The organism is Streptomyces abikoensis (genome assembly GCF_014648775.1).
Taxonomy (GTDB): Bacteria; Actinomycetota; Actinomycetes; order Streptomycetales; family Streptomycetaceae; genus Streptomyces; species Streptomyces abikoensis.
On the sequence record NZ_BMRT01000003.1, the window covers coordinates 549,542 to 573,889 of the forward strand.

The 24,348-nt window shown below is 73.7% G+C and carries 19 protein-coding genes; 5 read left to right on the forward strand and 14 right to left on the reverse strand.

The genetic code is table 11. From position 1 onward, the window contains the following. Positions 1–70 precede the first annotated feature (70 nt). The 4 genes from IE096_RS12750 to IE096_RS12765 all read right to left on the reverse strand — a co-directional run bounded on the left by IE096_RS12750 (position 71) and on the right by IE096_RS12765 (position 4,056). Positions 71–829 (reverse strand): AIM24 family protein, encoded by a 759-nt coding sequence (locus tag IE096_RS12750; protein WP_189451537.1) that lies wholly within the window; start codon positions 827–829, stop codon positions 71–73. A gap of 19 nt (positions 830–848) precedes the next feature. Continuing rightward, positions 849–1,550, reverse strand: a complete 702-nt coding sequence (locus IE096_RS12755; protein ID WP_373298116.1) for an AIM24 family protein — start codon at positions 1,548–1,550, stop codon at positions 849–851. Positions 1,551–1,567: 17 nt separating this feature from the next. Next, positions 1,568–3,355 carry a TerD family protein gene (locus IE096_RS12760; RefSeq protein ID WP_189451538.1) on the reverse strand — a complete coding sequence of 596 codons (1,788 nt, stop codon included), beginning with the start codon at positions 3,353–3,355 and terminating at the stop codon, positions 1,568–1,570. A 104-nt stretch (positions 3,356–3,459) separates the two neighbouring features. Further along, positions 3,460–4,056 carry a M48 metallopeptidase family protein gene (locus IE096_RS12765; protein ID WP_189451539.1) on the reverse strand — a complete coding sequence of 199 codons (597 nt, stop codon included), beginning with the start codon at positions 4,054–4,056 and terminating at the stop codon, positions 3,460–3,462. A 169-nt stretch (positions 4,057–4,225) separates the two neighbouring features. Between IE096_RS12765 and IE096_RS12770 the strand changes: the two genes are divergently transcribed. Continuing rightward, the gene (locus IE096_RS12770) at positions 4,226–5,485 is read left to right on the forward strand and encodes a ThiF family adenylyltransferase (RefSeq protein ID WP_229820131.1); all 1,260 of its coding nucleotides are present in this window, start codon (positions 4,226–4,228) and stop codon (positions 5,483–5,485) included. After that, positions 5,478–6,842, forward strand: a complete 1,365-nt coding sequence (locus tag IE096_RS12775) for an ABC1 kinase family protein (RefSeq protein WP_189451540.1) — start codon at positions 5,478–5,480, stop codon at positions 6,840–6,842. The genes IE096_RS12770 and IE096_RS12775 overlap by 8 nt, the downstream gene beginning before the upstream one ends. A 54-nt stretch (positions 6,843–6,896) precedes the next feature. Here IE096_RS12775 and IE096_RS31440 read toward each other — a convergent pair whose 3' ends face one another. The 5 genes from IE096_RS31440 to IE096_RS12795 all read right to left on the reverse strand — a co-directional run bounded on the left by IE096_RS31440 (position 6,897) and on the right by IE096_RS12795 (position 10,672). Continuing rightward, on the reverse strand, positions 6,897–7,109 hold the full coding sequence (locus IE096_RS31440; RefSeq protein WP_229820132.1) for a hypothetical protein: 213 nt from the start codon (positions 7,107–7,109) through the stop codon (positions 6,897–6,899). A 91-nt stretch (positions 7,110–7,200) separates the two neighbouring features. Further along, positions 7,201–7,521, reverse strand: a complete 321-nt coding sequence (locus tag IE096_RS12780) for a putative WhiB-interacting protein (protein WP_189451541.1) — start codon at positions 7,519–7,521, stop codon at positions 7,201–7,203. Beyond that, entirely contained in the window at positions 7,518–7,880 is a 363-nt protein-coding gene (locus IE096_RS12785; RefSeq protein WP_126915934.1) for a WhiB family transcriptional regulator, read from the reverse strand. The genes IE096_RS12780 and IE096_RS12785 overlap by 4 nt, the downstream gene beginning before the upstream one ends. Before the next feature lie 133 nt (positions 7,881–8,013). Beyond that, positions 8,014–8,316, reverse strand: coding sequence for a hypothetical protein (locus IE096_RS12790; protein ID WP_229820133.1), 303 nt, complete (start codon positions 8,314–8,316; stop codon positions 8,014–8,016). Between the two features lie 145 nt (positions 8,317–8,461). After that, positions 8,462–10,672, reverse strand: a complete 2,211-nt coding sequence (locus IE096_RS12795) for an ATP-dependent DNA helicase UvrD2 (RefSeq protein WP_308430339.1) — start codon at positions 10,670–10,672, stop codon at positions 8,462–8,464. A gap of 166 nt (positions 10,673–10,838) precedes the next feature. Between IE096_RS12795 and IE096_RS12800 the strand changes: the two genes are divergently transcribed. Then, complete coding sequence (locus IE096_RS12800; protein ID WP_189451543.1) at positions 10,839–11,081, forward strand: mycoredoxin; 243 nt, start codon at positions 10,839–10,841, stop codon at positions 11,079–11,081. Positions 11,082–11,117: 36 nt separating this feature from the next. On the opposite strand, the gene nudC is transcribed toward IE096_RS12800, so the two are convergent. The 5 genes from nudC to IE096_RS12825 all read right to left on the reverse strand — a co-directional run bounded on the left by nudC (position 11,118) and on the right by IE096_RS12825 (position 20,893). Next, positions 11,118–12,059 carry an NAD(+) diphosphatase gene (gene nudC, locus IE096_RS12805; protein ID WP_189451544.1) on the reverse strand — a complete coding sequence of 314 codons (942 nt, stop codon included), beginning with the start codon at positions 12,057–12,059 and terminating at the stop codon, positions 11,118–11,120. Positions 12,060–12,124: 65 nt separating this feature from the next. Further along, on the reverse strand, positions 12,125–13,558 hold the full coding sequence (locus tag IE096_RS12810; RefSeq protein ID WP_189451545.1) for a dipeptidase: 1,434 nt from the start codon (positions 13,556–13,558) through the stop codon (positions 12,125–12,127). Between the two features lie 47 nt (positions 13,559–13,605). Then, the gene (locus tag IE096_RS12815) at positions 13,606–16,986 is read right to left on the reverse strand and encodes an ATP-dependent helicase (protein WP_189451546.1); all 3,381 of its coding nucleotides are present in this window, start codon (positions 16,984–16,986) and stop codon (positions 13,606–13,608) included. A 31-nt stretch (positions 16,987–17,017) separates the two neighbouring features. Continuing rightward, positions 17,018–20,335: an ATP-dependent helicase gene (locus IE096_RS12820; RefSeq protein ID WP_189451547.1), complete on the reverse strand. Its 3,318-nt coding sequence runs from the start codon at positions 20,333–20,335 to the stop codon at positions 17,018–17,020. Between the two features lie 213 nt (positions 20,336–20,548). After that, positions 20,549–20,893 (reverse strand): MGMT family protein, encoded by a 345-nt coding sequence (locus IE096_RS12825; protein ID WP_308430340.1) that lies wholly within the window; start codon positions 20,891–20,893, stop codon positions 20,549–20,551. 189 nt (positions 20,894–21,082) lie between these two features. On the opposite strand from IE096_RS12825, the gene IE096_RS12830 reads away from it, so the two are divergent. Beyond that, the gene (locus IE096_RS12830) at positions 21,083–23,785 is read left to right on the forward strand and encodes a lysylphosphatidylglycerol synthase transmembrane domain-containing protein (protein WP_189451549.1); all 2,703 of its coding nucleotides are present in this window, start codon (positions 21,083–21,085) and stop codon (positions 23,783–23,785) included. 164 nt (positions 23,786–23,949) lie between these two features. After that, positions 23,950–24,345 (forward strand): TOBE domain-containing protein, encoded by a 396-nt coding sequence (locus IE096_RS12835; protein WP_189451550.1) that lies wholly within the window; start codon positions 23,950–23,952, stop codon positions 24,343–24,345. Positions 24,346–24,348 lie beyond the last annotated feature (3 nt).

Genomic DNA, 24,348 nt, shown 5'->3' on the forward strand with positions numbered 1-24,348 from the left:
ACGGAGCGATGTAAGGGGCGGTCACCCATGGTGACCGCCCCTTACCTCTCTTCCATCCGGGTGCGGCTGGTCAGTTGGTCCAGATGTTGCCCTGGTTCTGGGCGTGGGCGCCGTGCTGTCCCAGGCCGTACTGGGCCATGAGGCCCTGGCCGATCTCCGTGCCCTGCGGCGGCAGCAGCTCGCTGGGCTGCACCAGCGCGTAGCCGTGGCCGGAGAAGCTGAGCTCCCAGCCCTCGCCCGTGCCGCCGCGGCGCCGCCACACCCCCGACGAGGACGTCTGCGCCTGCATCTGCACCCGCAGCGACGCCGACCAGGCGACCACCGCGTCCGCGTCGGCGCTGACGACGCTGTCGGGGGTGACCTGGAGCATCAGCGGATGGCCGGAGGTCATCAGCGCGACCTTGCCCTGGCCGGAGATGTTCAGCTGGTAGGAACCCGTCCCGGAGATCCCGTACTGGCTGTCCACGGCGACGGTGTCCCAGTGGAGGCTCGAGTCCAGGGCCAGGACGTAGGAGCCGTCCACGGTCAGGCCGTCCCGGTCCACGTCCATGATGTGGACGTGCTGGGCCAGGTTGGCGAAGTAGACCGTGCCCTGGCCGGAGCAACGCATCAGGTCCAGGCCCTCGCCGGTGTACGTGCGCGAGTGCTGCTGGCCGCGCGTCTGGTACTCGGCGTCGAACTCGACCATGCCCTGGTAGGCGACCATCGAGCCCTTGCGGGCGAGGACGTCCTCGTGGCCGGTGAGGGAGACCCGCAGCATCTGCGCGTTCTGCAGGGCGTAGCGGTCCTGCGACTGGGCCTCGGTGTGGGCGAAAAGCGGGCTCTGCATGATGTTCTCGTTCTCCCCCTCAGCCCCGGGCCCGGAGCCGGTCGGTGCTGTCCTCGCTGGGCTGGACGACCACGAAGCCCTCGCCGGAGAAGCCCAGTTGGTAGGCCTCGCCGCTGCCCCGGCCGATCAGGGAGGACGCCTTGAAGCTGCGCTTGCCCTTCATCCGGAGGTTGCTGGACCAGGCGACGAGCGCGTCGGGGTCGACGTAGGTCTCGTCGTCGCCGCGGCCGCAGTCGACGACGATCGGTGTGCCGCGGGAGGTCAGCGCCACCCAGCCGGTGCCGCTGATGCCCACGTTGAACAGGCCCTGTCCGGCGAACTTCGCCATGCCCTTGACGCGCTCGACGCCCCACTGGAGCTGGGCGTCGAAGGCGAGGACGTTGGTGCCGTTGACGGACAGGGAGTCGCCGTTGAGCTGGAGGCAGACGACGTCCGCCCCGTAGTCGGCGAGGTAGAGCAGGCCGTCGCCGTGGCAGCGCATGAGGGGGACGCCCTCGCCGGTGAGCCACTGGGAGGCCATCTGCCGGACGGCGGGCGGGTTCGGGTCGTACTGGACGTAGCCCTCGTAGGCGACCATCGAGCCCGTGCGGGCGAAGAGGTCCTGGCCGGTCCGCATGGCGACCTTGAGCATGCTGCTGCCGTGGTTCTCCATGCGCGGCCCCGAGGGTACGGGGGCGGCGTGGCCCGGGAACGGCGGCTGGCCCATCGGCATCTGATGCATGGTCATTTCGGCTTCCCTCAGACCTCGTAGGGCTGGACGACGATGAAGTTGCCGGGCGCGCCCCGGAACTGGAGGTTCACGGCCTCTCCGCTGTGTCCCGGGTAGGAGGCGCGGCGCAGCCGCACCTGACTGGAGATGATCACCTGGGCGCCCGCCGACCAGGCCACGATGGCGTTGCTGTCGGCGAAGGTGGTGGGGGTGACGGGCAGCACCACGGGCGTGCCGTGGGTCTTGACGACGACGGTTCCGGTGCCCTGGAACTGCATGGTGAACAGCGCCCCGCCGGGGATGCCGTGACCGTCGATCCGGCGCACCTCGTGGTGCAGCGACTCGTCGAAGGCGAGCACCGCGTCGGCGCTGACGCAGATCGCGTCGTTCTCCAGCTGGATGGGGTGGACGTGCGCGGAGTTCTCGGCGAGGAAGACCTGGCCGCGGCCGGTGCAGCGCATCAGCTGCATCTCCTGGCCGGTGGCGCCGCCGACGATGCGGCCCATGAAGCCGGCGCCCTTGTAGCCGAAGTCGACCTTGCCCTGGTAGAGCACCATGCTGCCCTGCCGGGCGAGCACGGGCTGGGGGTCGGCGCCGAGGTCCACCCGGATGAGCTTGGAGTTCTGCAGCGTCCAGCGCTGCCCGGTGGGCACCTCGCGGTACTTGTCCAGCGCCGCCTGGACGCCGGGGACGTGGGGCGGGGGCGTGCCGGGGGCCGCCGGGGCGTATGCGCCGGGGTAGCCCTGCTGGGCCGGGGCGTGGGGCTGCTGGCCGTACGGGGCCTGCGGGGCGCCCGGGTAGGGCTGGGCGGGCGCGGCGGGCACGCCGTGGGGCTGCCCGGGGGGCGGGGGCGGCGCGCCGTAGGGCTGCTGGGCGGGGTACGCGTGGGCCGGGGCGGCCTGCCGGCCGTACGAGGCGTGCTGCCCCGGGACGCCGGGCGGACCGGGCGGCGGCACGATGCCACCGGGGGGCGTGTGACCGCCGGTGGGCGCGTGCCCTGTGGGCGCGTGGCCGCCGCCGGAGAAGTAGCCGGGCGGGGCGATGGGCGCGGCGAGGGTGGGGGCGGCGTGCACCTGGGAGGCCGCCGGGGCCTGGGGTGCCGGGGCGGCGGCGGGCTGCTGCGCGGCGGGCGACTGGTGGGCGGCAGGGGGTTGCTGTTGTGCCGCCGGGGGCTGCTGGGCTGCCGGAGGCGCGAAGGCCGGGGGCGCGTCGGCCTGTGCGGGGGGAGCGAAGGCGGGCACGGCGGCGGCCGGGGTGGGGGCCGCTGCTGCCGGAGCGGGCTCCTCCTCCTCGAGGACCTCGCCGCCGAAGTTCCTCAGCAGCGCTTCGAGCCCGCCGTCGAAGCCCTGCCCGACGGCGGCGAACCGCCAGACGTCCTTCAGGTAGATGTCACCGAGCATCACCGCGCGCTCGGTGGTGAACTCCGTGCCGGTGAAGGAGTAGCGCGCGACCTCCACGCCGCCCGCGACGACCCGGAGGTAGCCCGGGCCGGCCTGCGACATCCGGCCGTCGCCGTCCAGCGTCGCCGTGAAGCTGAGCTTGCGGATGTGGGCGGGGACGCGGTCGAGGGTGACCCGGAAGGATTCCGTGTCGCCGGCCTGCGCGCCCAGCTGCTGGATGGCCTCCTCCGGCGACTTCGGCTGGTTGAAGAAGACGAAGTACCGGTCGTCCGAGAGCCTCTCGTCGGCGTCGAGGCCGAAGCAGCTGACGTCGAAGGTCAGGCCGGGACCGCCGATCTGCACTCCCACGTACAGATCCGTCCCCGCCGTCAGGTCACTGATCTTGGCCTTGTGGCCGCGCTGGAATTCCCTGGACATGCGTGACGCCCGTCCCCCATCCGTACCCGTGGTGAATGCGTTGCGCCAGGCTAACCGCTGGCGGCGACGGCCGCCGATGCCGGGGCGGCCCGCCTACGGGCCCGTCACTCGCCGCGGGCGGCCGGGAGGTGGGGCAGCCGGTCGGCGGCGACCACGCCCTCGAGGTAGCCCCGGGCGCGCTCGGTACGCGGGTACGCCTCCAGGAGGCGCCAGAACTCCGGGCCGTGACCGGGGACGAGAAGGTGCGCCAGCTCGTGAAGGAGGACGTAGTCGACGACGTACTCGGGCATGCCCTGGAGGCGGTGCGAGAGGCGGATGCTGCCCTCGGCGGGGGTGCAGGAGCCCCAGCGGGTGTTCTGGTTCGTGACCCAGCGCACGGAGGCGGGACGGGCGCGGCCGTCCAGGTACTGCTCGGAGAGGCGGTGGGCCCGGTCGGCCAGCTCGGCGTCGCCCAGCATCCGCCGGCTCTCCTGCGCCGCGAGCTTGTCGAGCATCACGCCCACCCAGCGCCGCTCCTCCGCGTCCGACATCCGGGCGGGAATGAGGACGATCGTGCGATCGCCCTCGCGGTACGCGGAGACCGTCCTCCTGCGGCGCGTGCTCCGCCGGACCTCGACCGCGCCGGCCTCTTGGCCTCGGGAGAGCGGGCTCGGGGCGCTGCGCGGCGGTCTCGCGGCACTGTGCAGGGGGTCGACGGGCACGCCCCGACGTTACCCGCTGGCGGTGCGGGAAGTCCCGCCCCTCCGTCCGTTGTCGGGGAAAGACCCCAAGGAGCGCACGGCTTGTATGACTAACGCCCCCTCCCTGTGGACAACGCCGCACGGCGGGCGGCCGGGGCGGGCAGGCTGTGGCACGGACGAAGGGGGAGCCATGCGGACGACGCCCATGGATACGGATACGACGACCACGACCGCGCATCCGATGCTCAAGCCCGCGCTGCGCCGGGCCTGGCGCAGCCGGGACACGGTCCAGTTCGGGGTCACCCCCGCGCACGCGGTGCTGCTGGGGCCGGTGGACACGGCGACGGGCTCCTTCCTCGGGCTGCTCGACGGGACGCGGGGGATGCCCCTGCTCCGCGAGGAGGCCCGGGGGATGGGGCTGCCGGAGGGGCGGGCCGACGAGCTGGTGGGGCGGCTGGCGGCGGCCGGGCTGCTGGACGATCCGCGCGGGGGCGGCTCCGAGGCCGCCGCGCTGCGAAGCCGGGGCGGCGCCCTGGAGCGGCTGCGGCCGGACCTGGCCACGCTGTCCGTGCTCCATCCCGGGCCCGGCGCGGCGTTGCGGGTGATGGCGGGGCGGCAGAAGGCGCGGGTGCAGGTGCGGGGCGCGGGGCGGGTGGGGGCGACGATCGCGGCGCTGCTGTCCGCGTCGGGAGTGGGCCGGGTCGATGTGCGGGACGGCGGCTGTGTGGAGCCGTGGGACGTAGCGCCCGGGGGTGTGGGCGCCGAGCGGACCGGGGAGCGGCGGGACGTCGCCGCGCGGCACGCCGTACGTCAGGCCGCGCCCGTGCCCCTGCCCCGGGGCCGGCCGGGCGGCTCCCGGGGCGAGCGAGTGGAACGCGGGGAGGATGGCGGGGAGAAGCCGCTGGGGCTGGTGGTGTTCGCGCCGCGCGACGGTCTGGCGGCCTACGCGCCGGACCCGGCGGCGGCCGAGGAGCTGATCGCGGCCGGGACCCCTCATCTTTACGCGGGGGTGCTGGAGGCCACCGGGCTGGTGGGTCCGCTGGTCCTGCCGGGCACATCGGCGTGTGCGGGCTGTATTGATCGGGAACGGTCCGAACGGGACGCGGTATGGCCACGGATGCTCGCCCAGTGGAGGTCCGGGCGCGCCTCGGGGGTACCGTCTTGCGACATGGCACTGGCCACGGTCGTGGCGGGGCTGACCGTGGCGTGGGCGCTCGCCCTTCTCGACGGTGGGGCCGCGCCGGGCGCCGGGGTCCGGCTGGAGCTGGCCCTTCCGGGTCCGGTCCGGCAGCACCCCAAGCCCGTCGCACCGCATCCGCGGTGCCCGTGCGGCGCCGCGGCCCGGGGCGAGGGGATGTCCAGGGACCGCGGAGGTGGCGCACGGGAGAATGATCCGGTAACCGCCGTCCGAGGCGTGGCTGTTCGGCTAGTTGGAGGGGCGCATGTCTGATCTACCCCGCAAGGCGGTCACCCGTACCGTCAAGTTGGCCGCGCTACCACTGGGGTTCGCGGGACGCACGGCACTCGGGCTGGGGAAGCGCATCGGCGGCCGCCCGGCGGAGATGATCGCCGCAGAGCTGCAGCAGCGCACGGCGGAGCAGCTCTTCTCGACCCTGGGGCAGCTCAAGGGAGGTGCCATGAAGCTGGGGCAGGCGCTGTCCGTCTTCGAGTCGGCCCTTCCCGAGCAGATCGCCGGTCCCTACCGGGCGGCGCTCACCAAGCTTCAGGAGGCGGCTCCCCCGATGCCGGTGGCCTCGGTGCACGCGGCGCTGGCGGAGCGGCTCGGCGAGGACTGGCGCGAGCTGTTCGAGGAGTTCGAGGACAAGCCGGCGGCGGCCGCGTCCATCGGGCAGGTGCACCGGGCGGTCTGGCACGACGGGCGCGAGGTGGCCGTCAAGGTGCAGTACCCGGGAGCGGGTGACGCGCTGCTCTCCGATCTGACGCAACTGGGCCGGTTCGCCAAGCTGCTGGGGCCGCTGGTGCCCGGAATGGACATCAAGCCGCTCATCTCCGAGCTGCGCGACCGGGTGTCGGAGGAGCTGGACTACGAGCTGGAGGCGCGGGCCCAGAGCGCGCACGCCCGGGAGTTCGCGGGAGACCCCGATGTGACGGTGCCGGACGTCGTCCACCACGGGGATCAGGTGCTGGTGACGGAGTGGCTGGACGGGGTGCCGCTGTCCGAGGTGATAGCGGACGGCAGCCAGGAGATGCGGGACCGGGCCGGGCAGTTGCTGGCGCGCTTCCTCTTCTCGGGCGCGGCCCGCACCGGGCTGCTCCATGCCGATCCGCATCCGGGCAACTTCCGGCTGCTGACCGGGGACGCGCCCGACGGCCCGCCGGAGAAGTGGCGGCTGGGGGTGCTGGACTTCGGCACGGTCGACCGGCTGCCGAGAGGGCTGCCCGTCGAGATCGGCACGGCGCTGCGGCTGACCCTCGACGGCAAGGCGGACGCGGTCCACGAGCTGCTGCGCGACGAGGGCTTCGTCAAGCCGGAGATCGAGCTGGACCCGGGGGCGGTGCTCGACTATCTCCTGCCCATCATCGAGCCGGCGCAGGTGGAGGAGTTCACGTTCACCCGGGACTGGCTCCGGGCGCAGGCGACCCGGATAGCCGATCCACGCTCCCCCGCCTACCAGCTGGCCCGGCAGCTCAATCTGCCCCCGGCCTATCTGCTGATACACCGGGTGACGATGAGCACCATAGGGGTGCTGTGCCAACTGGGCGCCACGGTGCGGCTGCGTGACGAAATGGAGGCGTGGGTGCCCGGTTTCAGCACCGACGACCGCAGTCAGGGCAACTCCGCCTGAGAGCGGGCCGGGACGAGCCGGGGCGGCCCGGCCCGTCCCGGCTCACCACCCGGCTCACCACCAGGACGAGTCGAGGCGTCCTTCGATGGCTCTGAGGTTGGCGCGGGCGCAGGCGTCACAGAAATAGTGGCGACTGCCGTTCTCGACGGAACAGATCCAGGTCGGCGGCGGTGTCCCGCCCGGTGCCGGGGCGCCACAGCGAGCGCACACGACGGGCTTGTCGGCCCCGGGGTCCAGCCGCGCGGATTCATGCGTCTTGCGGTCCACTCCCAGACGATATCCCCGTGAGCGGGCCCGGCGCGGGTGGCACACCCGAACGGGTGCGGGGCCGGTCCGAAAGGACCGGCCCCGCGGTGGGTCACTGCATCACGGCCATGGCCAGGGCCCGGCGGGCCCGCAGCGACGCACGCTCGGCGCGGCGCTGCATCCGGCGGGCGGTGGCCAGCCGCACGGCCCTCCGTTGCGACTCGGCCTCCCTCAGCCGGTCGTGCATATGAGCCCTGGCCAGGGCTTCTGGGATGAGTTGCATGGCGTGGTTCCTGTTCTGACGCGAAGCGGTCGCGCCGGAGCGTTCATGGGTGGTGCCGGGGGCGAATGGCTCGGAGGTGGGGTGCATCGTCGGGTCCTGCTTCTTGGGGTCGTGCGTCGAGGGGCGGTCGATGGTGCCGTTGGCGGTCATGCGCTGACCGGGTTCTTGCGCGGGCGGCCACGCGGCCGCTTGCGGGCGACGACCACACCCTGGACGAACAGCTCGCCGCCCCAGACGCCCCAGGGCTCGCGGCGGTCCATGGCCCCGGCGAGGCAGGCGGCGCGCAGCGGGCAGGTCTGGCAGAGGGACTTGGCGTACTCGACGTCGGCCGGGGACTCGGCGAAGAAGACCTCCGGGTCATAGCTGCGGCAGGGTACCGGGACGTCGAGGTTCTCGATGGCCTCGTCGAGGTCGGTGAGGGCGGTCAGCGGGGTCAAGGTGTCCTCCGTGGGGACGGGCGGGGGGATCAGGTCGGTCGCTACGGACGGGGTGTGCGCCTTGAGTTGCACGGTGGGTGTTTCCTCGTCTGTTGTTCCGGCTGGTGGCCGGGCTGGTTTTCCCCTGGCTCGGGGGCAAACAAAAGGGCCGCGGATCCCGGTGTGGGTTCCGCGGCCCTGGAAGGTGCCGACCTGATCATGCCGATCAGGCTGGATCTCTCCAGGGTTTGAGCCCACGGAAGGCCCACGTCTTGGGAAGGTGGTGCGCTGCGTTCAGGGATCCGGCGCCATTGGCGGCCGTCGCGAGGGCATAGGCCTGGGAGGCCTGCGCCTCAGCTGCTGCCCTTACCTCGGATCCCTTGGTCGGTCGCTGTTCCGGCCGGACCGGGGTGACGACCTGGGTGGCGCCGGACAGACCGGTGCCCTGGAAGGAGCCGAGGAAGCCGAGCATGACGGCGGAGCCGATCTGGCGATCGGTCATTTTGTCGCTGGCCATAAAGCTGATCATTGTCTCCGCCTCCTCTCGGCGTCTCGGGGACCGCTGTGACACGGTCAAGTCTTCGGTTTCAGTACAGCACGGACCCAACGGATCCTGAAAGAACCCGTCGCTTCCCTGCTCGGAAGGCTATGGGCACTGCCTCCACACGCGCAAACTATTTTTCCGGAGTTTCTTGGGAGGTGTCCGGGGACACATCCGCCGAGCCCGGATCACCGCCCGCGCACAGGGCGAGAACGTCGGCCCCGAACTTCCCGAGCTTCCGTCCTCCGACTCCTGAGATGCGCGCGAGCTCCGCTTCGGTTCCCGGAACGGCCTCGGCGATCGCGAGGAGCGTCTTGTCGGTGAAGACGCAGTAGACGGGCTGGCCCAGCAGGCGGGCCTGCTCGGCCCGCCAGTCGCGCAGCCGTTCGTGGAGCGCCTCGTCGAGCTCGCAGGGGCAGTCCTCGCAGCGCATCAGTTTGATCTCGCCCGCGTCGGTCAGCGTCCGGCCGCAGACCCGGCACCGGGCGGAGCCGCGCCGCTTGCGCACCGCCCCGGCGCCGCGCTCGACGCCCCCCTGGCCGGCCGCACCGGAGAAGGCCGGGCGCACGGCCGCCGAGCCGGGCCGCAGGCCGTTGAGGAAGCGGGTGGGCCGCCGGGAGGGCCGGCCGCCCGGGGTCCGGGACAGCGCCCAGGACAGCGACAGATGGACCCGGGCCCGGGTGACGCCGACATAGAGCAGCCGGCGCTCCTCCTCCACCTGCTCGTCGGTCTTGGCGTAGGTGATCGGCATCATGCCCTCGGTGAGCCCCACCAGGAAGACGGCGTCCCACTCCAGGCCCTTGGCAGCGTGCAGTGAGGCGAGCGTCACTCCTTCCACCGTGGGCGCGTGCTGGGCGCTCGCCCGCTCGTCCAGCTCGGCGACCAGGTCGGCGAGGGTGGCCGCCGGGCGGGCCCGGACGAAGTCCTCCGCGAGGCGCACCAGGGCCGCCAGGGACTCCCAGCGGTCCCGGACCACGCCCGAGCCCGCCGGGGGCTCGGGCTTCCAGCCGCGCGTGCCGAGCACGGCGCGCACCTGGGAGGGCACGTCGTCCACACCGGCCAGCTGGGGGTCGGAGTGGCCGCCGGCCCGGGCCGCGCCCCGCAGCAGCAGCCCGGCCTCGCGCACCTCGGGGCGCTCGAAGAAGCGCTCGGCGCCGCGCAGCTGGTAGGGCACCCCGACGTCGGCGAGGGCCTGCTCGTAGATCTCGGACTGGGCGTTGACGCGATAGAGGATCGCGATCTCGCTCGCGGGCACCCCGGAATCCATCAGCTCCCGGACCCGGCGGGCGGTGCCCTCGGCCTCGGCGGGCTCGTCCGCGTACTCCCCGTAGACCGGGGCGGGGCCGGCGGGGCGCTGGGAGACCAGCTCCAGCCGGTGCTCGGCGGCCCGGCCGCGGGCCTGGGCCAGCAGCCCGTTGGCCAGGTGGACCACCTGGGGGGTGGAGCGGTAGTCCCGGACGAGCTTGACGACGGTGGCGTGCGGATGCCGGACGCGGAAGTTCAGCAGGTGGTCGGGGGTGGCGCCGGTGAACGAATAGATCGTCTGGCTGGCGTCACCGACCACGCACAGATTGTCGCGGTCGCCCAGCCACAGCTCCAGCAGCCGCTGCTGGAGCGGGCTGACGTCCTGGTACTCGTCGACCACGAAGTGCTGGTACTGGCGGCGGACGGTCTCGGCGATGTCGTGCCGGTCCTGGAGGACGCCCACGGTCAGCAGCAGCACGTCCTCGAAGTCGATCACGCCGCGCTCGCGCTTGAGCTGCTCGTACGTCCCGTAGACCAGGGCGATCTCGGCGGGATCCCGAGGGACCTCCCGGCCGGTCTTGGCGGCGGCGGCCGGATAGTCCTCGGGGACGGTCTGGGTGACCTTCGCCCACTCGATCTCGCCCGTCACATCGCGCAGCTCGTTGCGGTCGAGCCGGATCCGGCAGCGGGCCGCCGCCTCCGCCACCACCTGGACCTTGCGCTCCAGCAGCCGGGGCAGCTCGCCGCCGACCGCCTTGGGCCAGAAGTACTGGAGCTGGCGCAGCGCGGCCGAGTGGAACGTACGGGCCTGGACCCCGCCCGCGCCCAGCTGGCGCAGCCGCCCGCGCATCTCGCCCGCCGCCCGGTTGGTGAAGGTGACGGCGAGCACACTCGCGGGCTGGAGCAGACCGGACCGGACGCCGTAGGCGATGCGGTGGGTGATCGCACGGGTCTTGCCCGTACCGGCGCCGGCCAGCACGCACACCGGCCCGCTCAGGGCCATGGCGACCTCGCGCTGCTCGGGGTCGAGCCCGTCGAGCACCGCGCCGGCCGAGTCCGGCACCTGGGGGAAGAGAGTGGAGTGCGTTGCTGCTGTCACCCCGCCATGCTGCCAGGTCCGGCGGGGCGACCGGGAATGTCGTCCACAGGTGGGGCAGACCGGTCGTACTAATACCGCGATGCGTCGGGAACGGTCGGGAATGCCGGGCCGCAGGTGTGCGTTCTTCCTCCGGAATCTCCCCCGAGGAAGAAGGAGCGCGGGTCGCATGCCGAGCACCGTGACGATGTACAGCACCACCTGGTGCGGCTACTGCCGCCGTCTGAAGACCCAGCTGGACCGCGAGGGCATCGCCTACAACGAGATCAACATCGAGCTCGACCCCGAGTCGGCGGCCTTCGTGGAGAAGGCGAACGGCGGGAACCAGACGGTCCCCACCGTGCTCTTCGCCGACGGCTCCACGCTCACCAACCCCTCACTGGCGCAGGTGAAGGCGAAGATCAGCGCCTGACGCCCACGGGCGCCGGCGCCTGGTGGCGGCGCTCCCCTACGGGAGCGGCTCGCCGTACCAGAGCTCGATCAGGCGGGCCGCGATGGAGATGCCGGTCGGAGGCAGGACCTCCCCGCTCTCGAACGCGGCCCGCAGCTCGTCCCGGGAGAACCAGCGCGCCTCGTGGATCTCCTCGCCGTCCACCTGGATGTCCGAGGACGTCGCGCGGGCCATGAAGCCCAGCATCAGGCTGGAGGGGAACGGCCACGGCTGGCTGGCGATGTACTCCACGTCGCCGACGACGACGCCCGCCTCCTCGGCGACCTCCCGGCGCACCGCCTCCTCGATGGACTCCCCCGGCTCCACGAAGCCCGCGAGCGTCGAGAAGCGGCCCTCGGGCCAGTGCATCTGGCGGCCCAGCAGGGCCCGGTCCTTCTCGTCCGTGACCAGCATGATCACGGCCGGGTCGGTCCGGGGGTAGTGCTCGGCGCCACAGGCCTGGCAGCGGCGGATGTGGCCCGCGGCCGCGATCACCGTGCGCTCGCCGCAGCGCGAGCAGAAGCGGTGGAGCCGCTGCCAGTTCTCCAGGGCCACGGCGTGGACCAGCAGGCCCGCGTCGCGCGGGGACAGCAGCAGACCGGCCTCCCGCAGGCCCGCCGGGCGCGCGGACTGGTCGATGCGGCCGGGCAGCGCGTCCTTCTGGAGCGCGAAGTAGGCCACGCCGTCCTCGTCCTTGCCGAGGAAGTAGCGGTGGGTCTCGGTGACCGGCGCCTCGAAGGCGGGCGTCATCACCAGCTCGGTGCGGCCGTCGGGGGTGTCGTCGATCAGCGCCTGACCGCCGGAGACCACGAAGACCCGCGTCGTGGGGTGGCTCCACGCGGCGGCGAGCCACGCCTCGTCCAGACGGTGGTGCGCGGCACGGTCGATGCCGCTCGCGCCGCTCAGTGCGACGTCGAGCGTGTCGGGCCGGGTGGCGGTGAATTCGGTCCAGGTGGTCACGGCTGCTTCCAACTCCCCCTCTTGACAGTGTTCGTGCGTATGGGGCGCGGGCCCTCGCACGGCGCCTAGGCGCCGGCGGGGCCGGTGCCCGTGCGGGCCGTCGCGGCCAGGTCTCCCCACAGGTGGGCGGCCGTCTCCACGCCCTTCATGAGGAGGTCCAGCTCGACCTTCTCGTTCGGCGCGTGCCAGCCGTCCGACGGCACCGAGATGCCGAGGAACAGCACCGGGGCGCCCAGGACGTCCTGGAGGTCCGCCGCCGGGCCCGAGCCGCCCTCGCGCGTGAAGCGGATCTTCTGGCCGAACGCCTTGGTCATGGCCCGTACGACCGACTGGAGCGCCGGGTGGTCCAGCGGGGTCAGACAGGGGCGGGTCGAGCCGGTGAACGTGATCTCGTGGCGGATGCCGCCGCCCTCCGGGAGGCGGGCCGCCACCCAGTCGCGCACGGACTCCTGGACGCGGTCGGCGTCCTGGCCCGCGACCAGCCGGAAGGACAGCTTCAGCCGGGCCGACGACGGGACGATCGTCTTGCCGCCGGGGCCCTGGTAGCCGCCGCCTATGCCGTTGACCTCGGCGGTCGGACGGGCCCACACCCGCTCCAGGGTGCTGTAGCCCGCCTCGCCGAGGGTGCCGTGCGAGTGCGCGGCACGCAGCCAGCGCTTCTCGTCGAACGGCAGCTCGGCGATCAGCTCGCGCTCCTGGTCGGTCAGCTCCACGACCCCGTCGTAGAACCCCGGGATCGTCACCCTGCGGTCCTCGTCGTGCAGGGCGGCCGCCAGGCGGGCGGCCTCCGTGGCCGGGTTGGGCACGGCGCCGCCGAAGGAACCGGAGTGGATGTCCTGGTCCGGGCCGTACAGGTCGATCTGGCACTCGGCCAGGCCGCGCATGCCCGTGCACACCGTCGGGGTGTCCTCCGACCACATGCCCGTGTCCGAGACGATCACGGCGTCGCAGGCGAGCCGGTCCGCGTGGGCGGCGATCAGCGCGGGGAAGTTCGGCGAGCCCGACTCCTCCTCGCCCTCCACGATCAGCTTGAGGTTGACGGCCGGGGCGGTGCGGCCGGTGGCCGCCAGGTGGGCGCGGACGCCCAGGGTGTGGAAGAACACCTGGCCCTTGTCGTCGGCCGCGCCGCGCGCGTACAGCCGGCCGTCGATCGTCGTCGGCTCGAACGGGTCCGTGTGCCAGCCGTCCTCGCGGGCGGCGGGCTGGACGTCGTGGTGGCCGTAGACCAGGACCGTGGGGGCGTCCTCCTCGCCGGAGGGCCACTCCGCGAACACGGCGGGGGCGCCCTTCCCGGCTCCCGTCTCCCAGATCTCCGCCGTCGGGAAGCCCGTCTCCTTGAGCTTCGCCACCAGCCACTCGGCGCTGCGGCGCACATCGGCCGCGTTGGCCGGGTCGGCCGACACGGAAGGGATGCGCAGCCACTCGGCCAGGTCGGCGAGGAAAGCGGTGCGGTGCACGTCGATGTACGCGCGGACGGCGTTGTCCGGGGCAGTGCTCATGCCATCGAGCCTATCCGGACACGCGGGGCGACCAGGACCGGGTTTCGTCACACGTCCTCCCCCAGGAGGATCCGTTCCAGCCCGGCCCGGTCCGGCAGGCCCGGCGGGATCGCCTTCTCGCCGTCGCGGATGTACACGAACGCGGCCGTCACGGAGGAGAGCGGCAGTCCTTGCTGCTCGGCCCAGGCCAGGCGGTAGATCGCCAGCTGGAGGGGGTCGGCGGTCCGGGTGCGGCTCGTTTTCCAGTCGACGATCTCGTACGTGTCGTGTTCGGCGTTCCGCTCGCGGTACACCGCGTCAATGCGGCCCCTGATCACGCGGCCCGCGAGGGTGAGCTGGAAGGGGGCCTCCACCCGGTACGGGGTGCGGTTCGCGTACGGGGTGCGCTGGAATGCCTCCTTGAGTTCGGCCAGGTCCTGCTCGTCCGTGATCTCGGGGACGCGGGGGAGCCCGTCCGGGGCCAGGTCGTCCAGGTCGTCCAGGTCGTCCAGGTCCAGGAACGGCAGGGGGAGCGCCTCGAAGCGGGACTCCAGCCAGGCGTGGAAGCGGGTGCCCCGGCGGGCGGCGGGCTGGGGGCGGCGCGGCATGGGGCGCGCGAGGTCGCTCGCGAAGCCGTCGGGGTCGGCGGCCAGGTGCATCAGCTGGGTGGCGGTCAGCGTGGACGGCAGGACGACGTCGTGGACCTTGGCGCGGGTGCGCTGGAGCTCGCCGGCGAGGGCGTTCAGGTCGCGGTCCCAGGACGCGACGGCGCGGGCCTCCTCGGGGAGCAGCGGGTGCGTCGTGGGTCGGGCGGGGCCGGGGCGGGCAGGGCCCTCCGGGACTGCATGATTTACGGCCGTTGCCCACTCCTCGACCGGGTGCTCCGCACTTGGCCGCAAATCACGCTTTACGTCCCTTGCCGGGCCCTGCCCGCCCCGGCCCCGCCCTTCCGCCGTCTGCGTGCGCGGGGCCGCTTCCAGGTGCTTCAGGTGGGCGAGGACCGCTTCTGCCGCCTCCCGGCGGCGGGTCAGGGCGGCCTTGTCCAGCGGCAGGGGCCAGGCGTGGGTCGTCTCCCGGGTCAGTGCCGGGTTCTCCGCGTCCTCTTCCGGGGCGTCCGCCCATGCCTCGATCTCGCCGTGGCCCGCCTCGCAGTGCTCGCGGAGGGCCTCCAGGAACTCCGACGGGCCTCGCGTCCGCTTCTGGTTCGGGCCCCACCAGTGGCCGGAGCCCAGGAGGAGGTTGCGGGGGCGGGTGAAGGTGACGTAGCCCAGGCGCAGCTCTTCGGTGTGCTGGTGGGCCTTCATCGCCGTCTTGAAGGCCGTCAGGCCCTTGGCCGTCCAGTCCGTGACGTCGGGAAGGGTGTCGGCGTCGCCGCGCAGGGCGTGCGGGAGGACCTTGGGCTGGGACGTCCAGGAGTCGCGGGACTGCTCGCTGGGGAAGGTCTTCGCGACCAGGCCGGGGACCGCCACCACGTCCCACTCCAGGCCCTTGGACTTGTGCGCGGTGAGGATCTTGACCGTGTCCTCGCCGCCGGGCAGCGAGCTGTCGAGGCCCTTCTCGTACTGCGCGGCCGTGCGCAGGAAGCCGAGGAAGGCGGCCAGGGTGACCTCGCCGTCCAGGGCGGCGAAGCCGGCGGCGATGTCCAGGAACTGGGTGAGGGTCTCCCGGCGGCGGGCCGCGAGGGCGTGGGGGGACGCGGAGAGCTCGACTTCCAGGCCCGTGGTGGCCAGGACGCGGTGGAGGACGTCCATGAGGGGGTCGCCGAGGCCGCGGCGGAGGTCGCGGAGCTCGGCCGCGAGGCGGGCGAAGCGGACGCGGGCCTCGGCGGAGAAGGGCAGGTCGTCGCCGGGGTCGGCCGACAGGAAGGTGTCGAGGGCGTCGGCCAGGGACGTCGTCTCCGTGGGGTCCACGCCCTCCACGGCCTCGGCCAGGCGGCGGTCGGGGTCGGTGCCGGTGGGACCGTGGGGGACGAGCGTCCGGGCCCGGCGGCCCAGCAGGGCCAGGTCACGGGGGCCGATGCGCCAGCGGGGGCCCGTCAGCAGGCGGACCAGGGAGGCGTTGGCGGTGGGGTCGTGGAGGACCTCGCAGACGGCGACGAGGTCGGCGATCTCGGGGAGGTGGAGGAGGCCGGACAGGCCGACGACCTCGACGGGGATGTCGCGCCGGACCAGGGCCGCCTGGATCTCGGCGAAGTCGGTGGCGGTGCGGCACAGGACGGCGATGTCGCCCGGGCGGGTGCCGGTGCGGACGAGGTGGGCGAGGGAGTCCGCGAGCCAGTCGAGCTCCTCGGCGTGGGTGGGCAGCAGGGCGCAGCGGACGACGCCGTCGCGCTCGGCGCCCGGGGCCGGGCGCAGGGCCTCGACGCCCTCGTGGCGTGCGCGGAGGGGGGCGGCCAGGGTGTTGGCCAGGTCCAGGAGGCGGCCGCCGCTGCGGCGGTTCTCGCTCAACGAATATCGCTGGGCCGGCCGGCCGTCCTCGTGCGGGAAGTGGGCCGGGAAGTCGTCGAGGTTGGCCACCGAGGCGCCTCGCCAGCCGTAGATGGCCTGGCAGGGGTCGCCGACGGCGGTCACCGCGTGGCCCGTGCCGGCGCCGAAGAGGCCGGCGAGCAGCAGGCGCTGGGCGACGGACGTGTCCTGGTACTCGTCGAGGAGGACGACCTTGAACTGCTCGCGCAGGACGCGGCCCACCTCGGGCCGGGTGCGGGCGAGCTCGGCGGAGCGGGCGATCTGGTCGCCGAAGTCGAGGAGGTCGCGGGAGCGCTTCTCCTCGCGGTACGCCTCGACGAGCTCCAGGAGCTCCAGGCGGGCGCGCACCGTCTCCGGGACCTTGCGCAGGTCCGCGTTGGTGAGCTTGGCGCGGCCGAGGGCTTCCAGCAGGTCGTGGTCGTGGGCGCGGAGCTCCGCCGGTTCGGTCAGGTGCTCCGCCAGTTCGCCGTCCAGGGCCAGCAGGTCGGTGACGAGGTCGGCGAAGGGGCGGGTGAGGGCCGGGTACGGGCCCGGCGAGGAGCGCAGGACGCGGGCGGCGAGCTGGAAGCGGGTGGCGTCGGCGAGGAGGCGGGAGGTGGGCTCCAGGCCGATGCGCAGGCCGTGCTCCTTGAGGAGCTGGCCGGCGAAGGCGTGGTAGGTGGAGATCCGGGGTTCGCCGCCGGTCTCGCCCTCGGCGGGCTCCAGGCCGATCCCGGCCTTCCCCAGGGCCTTGCGGACGCGCTCGGCGAGCTCGCCCGCCGCCTTGTTGGTGAACGTCAGGCCGAGGACCTCCTCGGGCGCGACCTGCCCGGTGCCGACCAGCCAGACGACGCGCGCGGCCATGACCGTGGTCTTGCCGGAGCCCGCGCCGGCCACGATGACCTGCGGGGCGAGCGGCGCGGTGATGCAGGCCGTCTGCTCCGGGGTGAAGGGGATGCCGAGGAGCTCCTTGAGCTGCTCGGGATCGGTCAGGCGCGCGGGCATGCCGGTGACGTTAGCGGGAGGCACTGACATCTCACTCCACGATCTGCCGGCCCTCGGGCCGGGCACTGCACGAGGCGCGGAACGAGCAGTGGTCGCACTGCCGGCCGGGGCGGGGGGAGAAACGTTCCTCAAGGACGCGGCCCGCGGCCTCGGCGAGCAGCTCGCCGATCCATTCGCCGTCGAGGGGCTCCTGCGCCTGGACCTTGGGGAGGGTCTCCCCGCCGTCCTTCTTCGCCGCGCCCTGGCGCAGGTGGACGAGTTCGGCGCCGCCGGGCCGGGGCCGGGCGCCGCCGAAGGCGTCGTCGACGGCGCCCTCGGCGACGGCGAGCTGGTAGACGGCGAGCTGGGGGTGGCGTTCGACGTCCTTGGCGGAGGGCGCGTTCTTGCCGGTCTTGAAGTCGACGACATACGCCCGGCCCTGGGCGTCCTGCTCGACGCGGTCCATGGAGCCGCGGATGCGCACCTGGTACTGCCGGGCCTTGAGGGTGACGTCGAAGGGGTGCTCGGTGGCGACGGCGTCGCGGGCGCGCTCCATCACGTGCCAGCGCAGGAAGCGCTCCAGGGCGGCGCGGGCCTGCTCCATCTCCTGCCGCGACTTCCAGGGCGCGTCGAAGGCGAGGGACTCCCAGACGGTCTCCAGGCGCTCCATGAGCACGGCGAGGTCGGCGGGGGTGCGGCCGGAGGCGACCTCGTCGGCGAGGACGTGGACGACGTTGCCGAAGCCCTGGGCGGCGGTGGCGGGGGCGTCCGCCTTGACCTCGCGGCCCAGGAACCACTGGAGGGAGCAGCCGTCCTCGGTGAGCTGGCCGAGGGCCGAGCCGGACAGCGTGACGGGCCGTTCCGGGTCGCGCAGCGGCACCTCGTTGTGGGTCGGCTCGTGCAGTCCCCACCAGCGGTAGGGGTGCGCGGCGGGGACGAGCGGCTGGCCCTCCTCGTCGCGCAGGGCGGCGAGCCGGGCGAGCCGTTCGGCGGCGGCGGCCCGCAGGGCGGCGGAGGCGGCGGGGTCGACGGTGGTGGCGCGCAGCTCGGCGACGAGCGCGGCGACGGCCAGGGGGCGGCGCGGGCGCTGGGTGACGTCGACGGGCTCGGTGCCCAGCTCGGTCAGGAAGCGGGAGGGCTGGTCGCCGTCCTCGGCGGCCGCCTTGACCGCCGTGACAACGAGCCGGTCGCGGGCGCGGGTGGCGGCCACGTAGAACAGCCGGCGCTCCTCGGCGAGGAGCGCGCCCGCGCCGAGGGGCTCGGCGATGCCGTCGCGGCCGATGCGGTCGGCCTCCAGGAGCGAGCCGCGGCGGCGCAGGTCGGGCCACAGGCCCTCCTGGACGCCCGCGACGACGACGAGCCGCCACTCCAGGCCCTTGGAGCGGTGCGCGGTCATCAGCCGGACGGCGTCGGGACGCACGGCCCTGCGCGTGAGGGTGTCGGCGGCGATGTCCTGGGCGTCGAGCTCGTCGAGGAGGTTCAGGGCGCCGCGGCCGCCGGTGCGCTCCTCGGCGCGGGCGGCGGTCTCGAAGAGGGCGCAGACGGCGTCGAGGTCGCGGTCGGCGTTGCGGCCGGCCGGGCCGCCGCGGTGCGCGGCGCGCTGCAGGCGGGTGGGCCACGGGGTGCCGTCCCAGAGGTGCCACAGGGCTTCCTCGGCCGTGCCGCCGCGCGCCAGCAGCTCGCGCGCCCCTGCCAGGAGGGCGCCCAGGCGCTGGGCGGGGCGCGCGTACGCGGGGTCGTGCGCGACGAGGCGTTCCGGCTCTGCGAGGGCTTCGGCGATGAGGGTGTCCGAGGGGCGCGGCACGGGTTCGCCTGCGGCGCGCTCCTCGTCTCTGAGGGCGCGGCCCAGACGGCGGAGGTCTGCGGCGTCCATGCCGCCCAAGGGCGATGAGAGCAGGTGCAGCGCCGTCTCCGGCGTGAGCCAGTTCCGCGCCTTCGGCGCGGTGTCTCCCACCCGCCCACCCGTTGAGGCATCCGTCGCGGGCGCCGTTGTGGCCGAGGCCGTTGACTCCGCCACCGCTCGCAACGCCGTCAGCAGGGGGGCCACCGCCGGCTCGTGGCGGAGGGGGATGTCGTCGCCGTCGACCTCGATGGGGACGCCCGCCGATGTCAGGGCGCGGCGCAGGGACGGTATCGAGCGGGAGCCCGCGCGGACGAGGACGGCCATGTCCTGCCAGGGGACGCCGTCCTCCAGGTGCGCGCGGCGGAGGATGTCGGCGATGTTGTCGAGCTCGGCGCCCGCCGTCGGGTAGGTGTACGCCTCCACCCGGCCCCCGTCCCGTACGGGTACGAGCTCGCGGTGGGCGCGTACGGCGGCGGCCGGCAGCCGGGTCAGCGGCATCCGGTGGGTGAGCAGCCGGGTGGCGGCGAGGAGGGCGGCGCCGGAGCGGCGCGAGGTGTTGAGGACCGCTACGGGGGCGGGCGAGCCGTCGGTGCGCGGGAAGGCGTGCGGGAAGTCGAGGATGCCGCCGACGTCCGCGCCCCGGAAGGCGTAGATGGACTGGTCGGGGTCGCCGAAGGCGATCAGGGTGCGGCCGCCGCCCGCCAGCGCGCGCAGCAGCCGGACCTGGGAGACGTCGGTGTCCTGGTACTCGTCGACGAAGACGGCGTCGTAGCTCCGGCCCAGCTCGGCGGCGACCTCGGGGCGCCCGGCGAGGAGGACGGCGCGGTGGACGAGCTCGGCGTAGTCGAGGACGCCGCGCGCGTCGAGGACGTCCAGGTACTCGGCGAGGAAGGACGCGGCCGCGCGCCAGTCGGGGCGGCCGGCGCGCCGGGCGAAGGCGTCGAGCTCGCCGGGGCCGAGGCCCAGCTCCCGGCTGCGGGCGAGGACGGCGCGCATCTCGTCGGCGAAGCCGCGCGTGGTCAGGCAGGCGCGCAGCTCGTCGGGCCAGCGGACCCGGCCGCGGCCCTCCTTGCCCAGCTCCAGCTCGCCCTGCAGCAGCTCGCGCACCATGACGTCCTGCTCCGGGCCGGACAGCAGCCGGGTGGGCTCGACGAACAGTTCGACGTCCTGGTGGGCGCGCACCAGCGCGTAGCAGTAGGAGTGGAAGGTGGTGGCCCGCGGGCCCTGGGCGCCGCCGAGCCGGGCGGCCATCCGGTCGCGCAGTTCGACGGCCGCCTTGCGGCTGAAGGTGAGGACGAGGATCCGCGCGGGGTCGGTGCCCCGCCGCACCCTTTCGGCCACCGCCTCGACGAGCGTGGTCGTCTTGCCCGTGCCCGGCCCGGCGAGCACCAGCAGCGGTCCCCGCCCGTGGTCAACCACCGCGCGCTGGCTCGCGTCCAGCTCGGGTGGGACCACCGGGCCCGGCGGCGTGCGCACGAGGCGGTACGCGCCCGTGGCGGGCCGCTGGTGGGACGAGGAGGAGCTCACGTGTGTCGCCGGTCCTGGGGGGGGGAGGTACGGGTGGTCGGTCGGCCGGGACGGGTCACGGCGCGGAGGGCGACCCCCGACGCTACGCCAGGAGACCCGTGTGGCGCAGTGCGTCCCGGGTGCCTTCGTCCCTCCCGGGTGACCTCATCCGTTCGGGTAACGCCTTGTGGTCACGGGCCGGGGCGCGGCCCGGCGGCGGCGGTCCTCGGGCCGTCAGGTGTGCGGAGTCACATCCCCGCCGCCGTCCCAGCGGGCGCGGGCCATGGCGATCCGGGGCATCCGTCCCCCGGCGCTCCGGCCGGGCTCCCGCAGCGGGGTGCCCTCGGCGCGGTAGTGGGCCAGGGCGTCGCGCTCGTGGCCCGGCAGCAGCAGGCCGTCCGCCCGGACGACGCGCCACCAGGGCACGGCCCCGCCGTAGAGGGCCATGACGCGGCCGACCTGCCGGGGGCCGCCCTCGTCGAGCCACTCGGCGACGTCTCCGTAGGTCATCACCCGGCCGGCCGGAATCAGCTCGGCGACGGCCAGTACCCGTTCCGCGTACTCGGGAAGCTCGTCCATCCGGTGCATACTGCCGCATCGCCCGCCCGGCGGGGTCGCCCCGGCGGCCGGAACCGGGCGGTCCACAAGATCACCCAGAGTGCGTCATCGCACTACAGGGCGTACGATCCGGAGTCCGCGCCCCCCGAAATGCACCCTGATACCCCCTTGCCCGGCCGGGCCATGCCACCATCTTCCGGGCGGTGACTGGTGATACGAGACCGAGAAGAGACCGACGAGCAGCAGGGCGCGCAGCCTCCCGACGAGGCCCGCGCCCGCGGAGTGCTGCCCTGTGACGGGCGCGCCGGCGCGTACCCGTGCGAGGACGGTGAGGGCCACATCGACAAGGTCTCCGGCGACGAGCCGCTGCTCCCCGCCCGTGTCCACCGCCCGGCCGATCTGGTCCGGCTCTTCCTGGGCATCGTGGGCATCGCCCTCGTGCTCGCGCTCGCGGCGTTCGCCCACGCCACCACCTCGGGCCTGGCGCAGGACATCAGCGCGAGCACCGGCAAGGCGCCCCATCTGCTGGCCAGCTTCGCCGGGCTCACGGCGAACATCGCGGTCTTCATCGTCCCGGTGGCCTTCGCCATCGAACGGCTGATCAAACGCGACGGGCTGCGCATCGCCGACGGCGTCCTGGCCGCCGTGCTGGCCCACGGCGTGTCCCTGGCCACCGATCTGTGGGTGGCCGATTCGGCGCCCGAGTCCATCCGCGCCGCGCTCTCCCAGCCCTCGCCCGCCGGCGGCTTCACCGACCCGGTGCACGGCTACCTGGCGCCCGTGATCGCCTATATGACGGCCGTCGGCATGTCCCGGCGGCCCCGCTGGCGCGTGGCCATGTGGGCCGTCCTCCTCCTGGACGCCTTCGCGGTGCTGGTCAACGGCTACACCACGCCGTTCTCCATCGCCATCACCGTCCTGATCGGCTGGACCGTCGCCTACGCCACCCTCTACGCCGTCGGCTCCCCCAACGTCCGCCCCACCGGCCAGCACCTCCTCGCGGGCCTGCGGCGCGTCGGCTTCCGCCCGGAGACCGCGCTGCGCGCCGAGGACAACGAGACCGCCGAGCAGCACCCCGACCGGGGCCGCCGCTACATCGTCACCCTGGAGGAGGGCCCGCCCCTCGACGTCACCGTCGTCGACCGCGAACAGCAGGCCCAGGGCTTCTTCTACCGCGTCTGGCAGCGCCTGGCCCTGCGCGGGATCATCCAGCGCCGCAGCCTGCTGTCGCTGCGCCAGGCCCTCGAACAGGAGGCGCTGCTCGCCTACGCGGCCATCGCCGCCGGGGCGAACGCGCCCAAGCTCATCGCCACCTCCGAGCTGGGCCCGGACGCCGTCATGCTCGTCTACGAGCACATCGGCGGCCGCCCGCTGGTCTCCGTCCCCACCGAGGAGATCACCGACGAGCTGATGCGGGGCGCCTGGCACCAGCTCAAGGCCCTCCAGTCGCGCCGCATCGCCCACCGCAGGCTCGACGGCGACGCCCTGCTGGTGGATCGTTCCGGCAATGTGGTCCTCACGGACCTGCGCGGCGGCGAGATCGCGGCCGGCGACCTGGTGCTCCGCATGGACGTCGCCCAGCTCCTCGTCACCCTCGGCCTGCGGGTCGGCGCCGAACGGGCCGTGGCCACCGCCGTCGAGGTCCTCGGCCCCGACGCCGTGGCCGACAGCCTCCCCCTCCTCCAGCCCCTCGCCCTCACCCGCGTCAGCCGCGCGACCCTGCGCCAGCTCGCCCGCGAGCGGTCGGAGCGCGAGCGCGAACGGGTGCTGGAGAACGCCCGCCTGGCCAAGGAGGCCCGCGAGGCCGAACGCGCCGCCGAGGCGGAGCCCGTCGAGGCCGGCCGCAAGGCCCTCAAGGCCGAGCGGCAGGCGGAGAAGAAGGCACTCGGCGAGGCCCTCGAAGAGGCCCGCGAGGAGGACCTCCTCGCCCAGATCCGCCGCCAGGTCCTGCTCATCCGGCCGCAGGCGCCCATAGAGCCGGTGCGCCTGGAGCGGATCAAGCCCCGCACGCTGATCAGCTTCGTCGCGGGCGCGATCGCCGCGTACTTCCTGCTGTCCCAGCTCACCCACATCAAGTTCGGCGATCTCGTCGACAAGGCCAACTGGGCGTGGGTCGCGCTGGCGGCGGCCTTCCAGGCGCTGACCTACGCGGCCGCCGCGATGGGTCTGCTCGGCTTCGTCCCCGAGAAGGTGGCCTTCGGCCGGACGGTCCTGGCGCAGGTCGCGGGCTCGTTCGTGAAGATCGTCGCCCCCGCCGCGGTGGGCGGCGTGGCCCTGAACACCCGTTTCCTCCAGCGGGCGGGCATCCGCCCGGGCCTGGCCGTGGCGAGCGTCGGCGCGTCCCAGCTCTTCGGCCTGGCCTGCCACATCATGCTGCTGCTGTCCTTCGGCTATGTGACGGGCACGGAACGCAGCTCGTCCCTGGGCCCCTCCCGGACGGTGATCGGCGGCCTGCTGACGGCCGCGGTCCTGGTGCTGGTGGTCGCCGCGATCCCGGTGCTGCGGAAGTTCGTCTCGACCCGGGTGCGGTCGCTGTTCGCGGGCGTCGTGCCGCGCATGCTGGACGTGCTGCAGCGGCCGCAGAAGCTCTTCTTCGGCATCGGCGGGATGCTGCTGCTGACGGCGGCGAACGTCATGTGCCTGGACGCGTCGATCCGGGCGTTCGGGGGCGACCTCAGCTACGCGAGCATCGCGGTCGTCTTCCTCACCGCCAACGCGCTGGGGTCGGCGGCGCCGACGCCGGGCGGGGTGGGGGCGGTGGAGTTCGCGCTGACGGGTGCGCTGACGTTCGCGGGGCTGCCCGCGGAGCAGGCGGCTCCCGCCGTGCTGCTGTTCCGGTTGATGACACTGTGGCTGCCGGTGCTGCCGGGGTGGGCATCGTTCACGCATCTGACGCGGAAGGGTGCGATCTAGGGGGCCCTGCGGGGCTGGCCCCAGTCCCGCCCTTTCACCGTTTCCCGGGGGGCTCCGCCCCCCCGGACCCCCCGCTCCTCAAACGCCGGAGGGGCTGGATTTGCCTGGCAGGGCCCGCAAGGCAGCCTTGCAGATGCGAGCTGAATCGACATAACGTGCCGCACATGCGGTCGTACACCATCGGGCAGGCAGCCCGCCTGCTCAGCGTCAGCCCCGACACCGTCCGCCGCTGGGCCGACGCGGGCCGGATACCCACCCGACGCGACGAGGCGGGCAAGCGGCTGATCGAAGGGCCCGATCTGGCGGCCTTCTCCGTGAGCCTCGCCGCCGAGGCGAACGAGAGCGACGACGAGCCGCACACCAGCGCCCGCAACGCCTTCCCGGGGATCATCACCGCCGTGAAGCTCGGCGACGTGGCCGCGCAGGTGGAGATCCAGGCCGGGCCGCACCGCCTCGTCTCCCTCCTCACCCGCGAGGCCGTGGAGGAGCTGGGGCTGGCCGTGGGCATGGAGGCCGTGGCCCGGGTGAAGGCCACCAACGTGCACATCGACCGCGCCTGACCA

What these genes read in the sequence shown, in the direction of transcription:
- IE096_RS12750 (WP_189451537.1), bottom strand. Translation starts at nt 829, where the DNA reads ATGCAGAGCCCGCTTTTCGCCCACACCGAGGCCCAGTCGCAGGACCGC.
- IE096_RS12755 (WP_373298116.1), bottom strand. Translation starts at nt 1,550, where the DNA reads ATGCATCAGATGCCGATGGGCCAGCCGCCGTTCCCGGGCCACGCCGCC.
- IE096_RS12760 (WP_189451538.1), bottom strand. Translation starts at nt 3,355, where the DNA reads ATGTCCAGGGAATTCCAGCGCGGCCACAAGGCCAAGATCAGTGACCTG.
- IE096_RS12770 (WP_229820131.1), top strand. Translation starts at nt 4,226, where the DNA reads ATGCGGACGACGCCCATGGATACGGATACGACGACCACGACCGCGCAT.
- IE096_RS12775 (WP_189451540.1), top strand. Translation starts at nt 5,478, where the DNA reads ATGTCTGATCTACCCCGCAAGGCGGTCACCCGTACCGTCAAGTTGGCC.
- IE096_RS12780 (WP_189451541.1), bottom strand. Translation starts at nt 7,521, where the DNA reads ATGACCGCCAACGGCACCATCGACCGCCCCTCGACGCACGACCCCAAG.
- IE096_RS12790 (WP_229820133.1), bottom strand. Translation starts at nt 8,316, where the DNA reads ATGATCAGCTTTATGGCCAGCGACAAAATGACCGATCGCCAGATCGGC.
- IE096_RS12800 (WP_189451543.1), top strand. Translation starts at nt 10,839, where the DNA reads ATGCCGAGCACCGTGACGATGTACAGCACCACCTGGTGCGGCTACTGC.
- IE096_RS12810 (WP_189451545.1), bottom strand. Translation starts at nt 13,558, where the DNA reads ATGAGCACTGCCCCGGACAACGCCGTCCGCGCGTACATCGACGTGCAC.
- IE096_RS12815 (WP_189451546.1), bottom strand. Translation starts at nt 16,986, where the DNA reads ATGCCCGCGCGCCTGACCGATCCCGAGCAGCTCAAGGAGCTCCTCGGC.
- IE096_RS12825 (WP_308430340.1), bottom strand. Translation starts at nt 20,893, where the DNA reads ATGGACGAGCTTCCCGAGTACGCGGAACGGGTACTGGCCGTCGCCGAG.
- IE096_RS12835 (WP_189451550.1), top strand. Translation starts at nt 23,950, where the DNA reads ATGCGGTCGTACACCATCGGGCAGGCAGCCCGCCTGCTCAGCGTCAGC.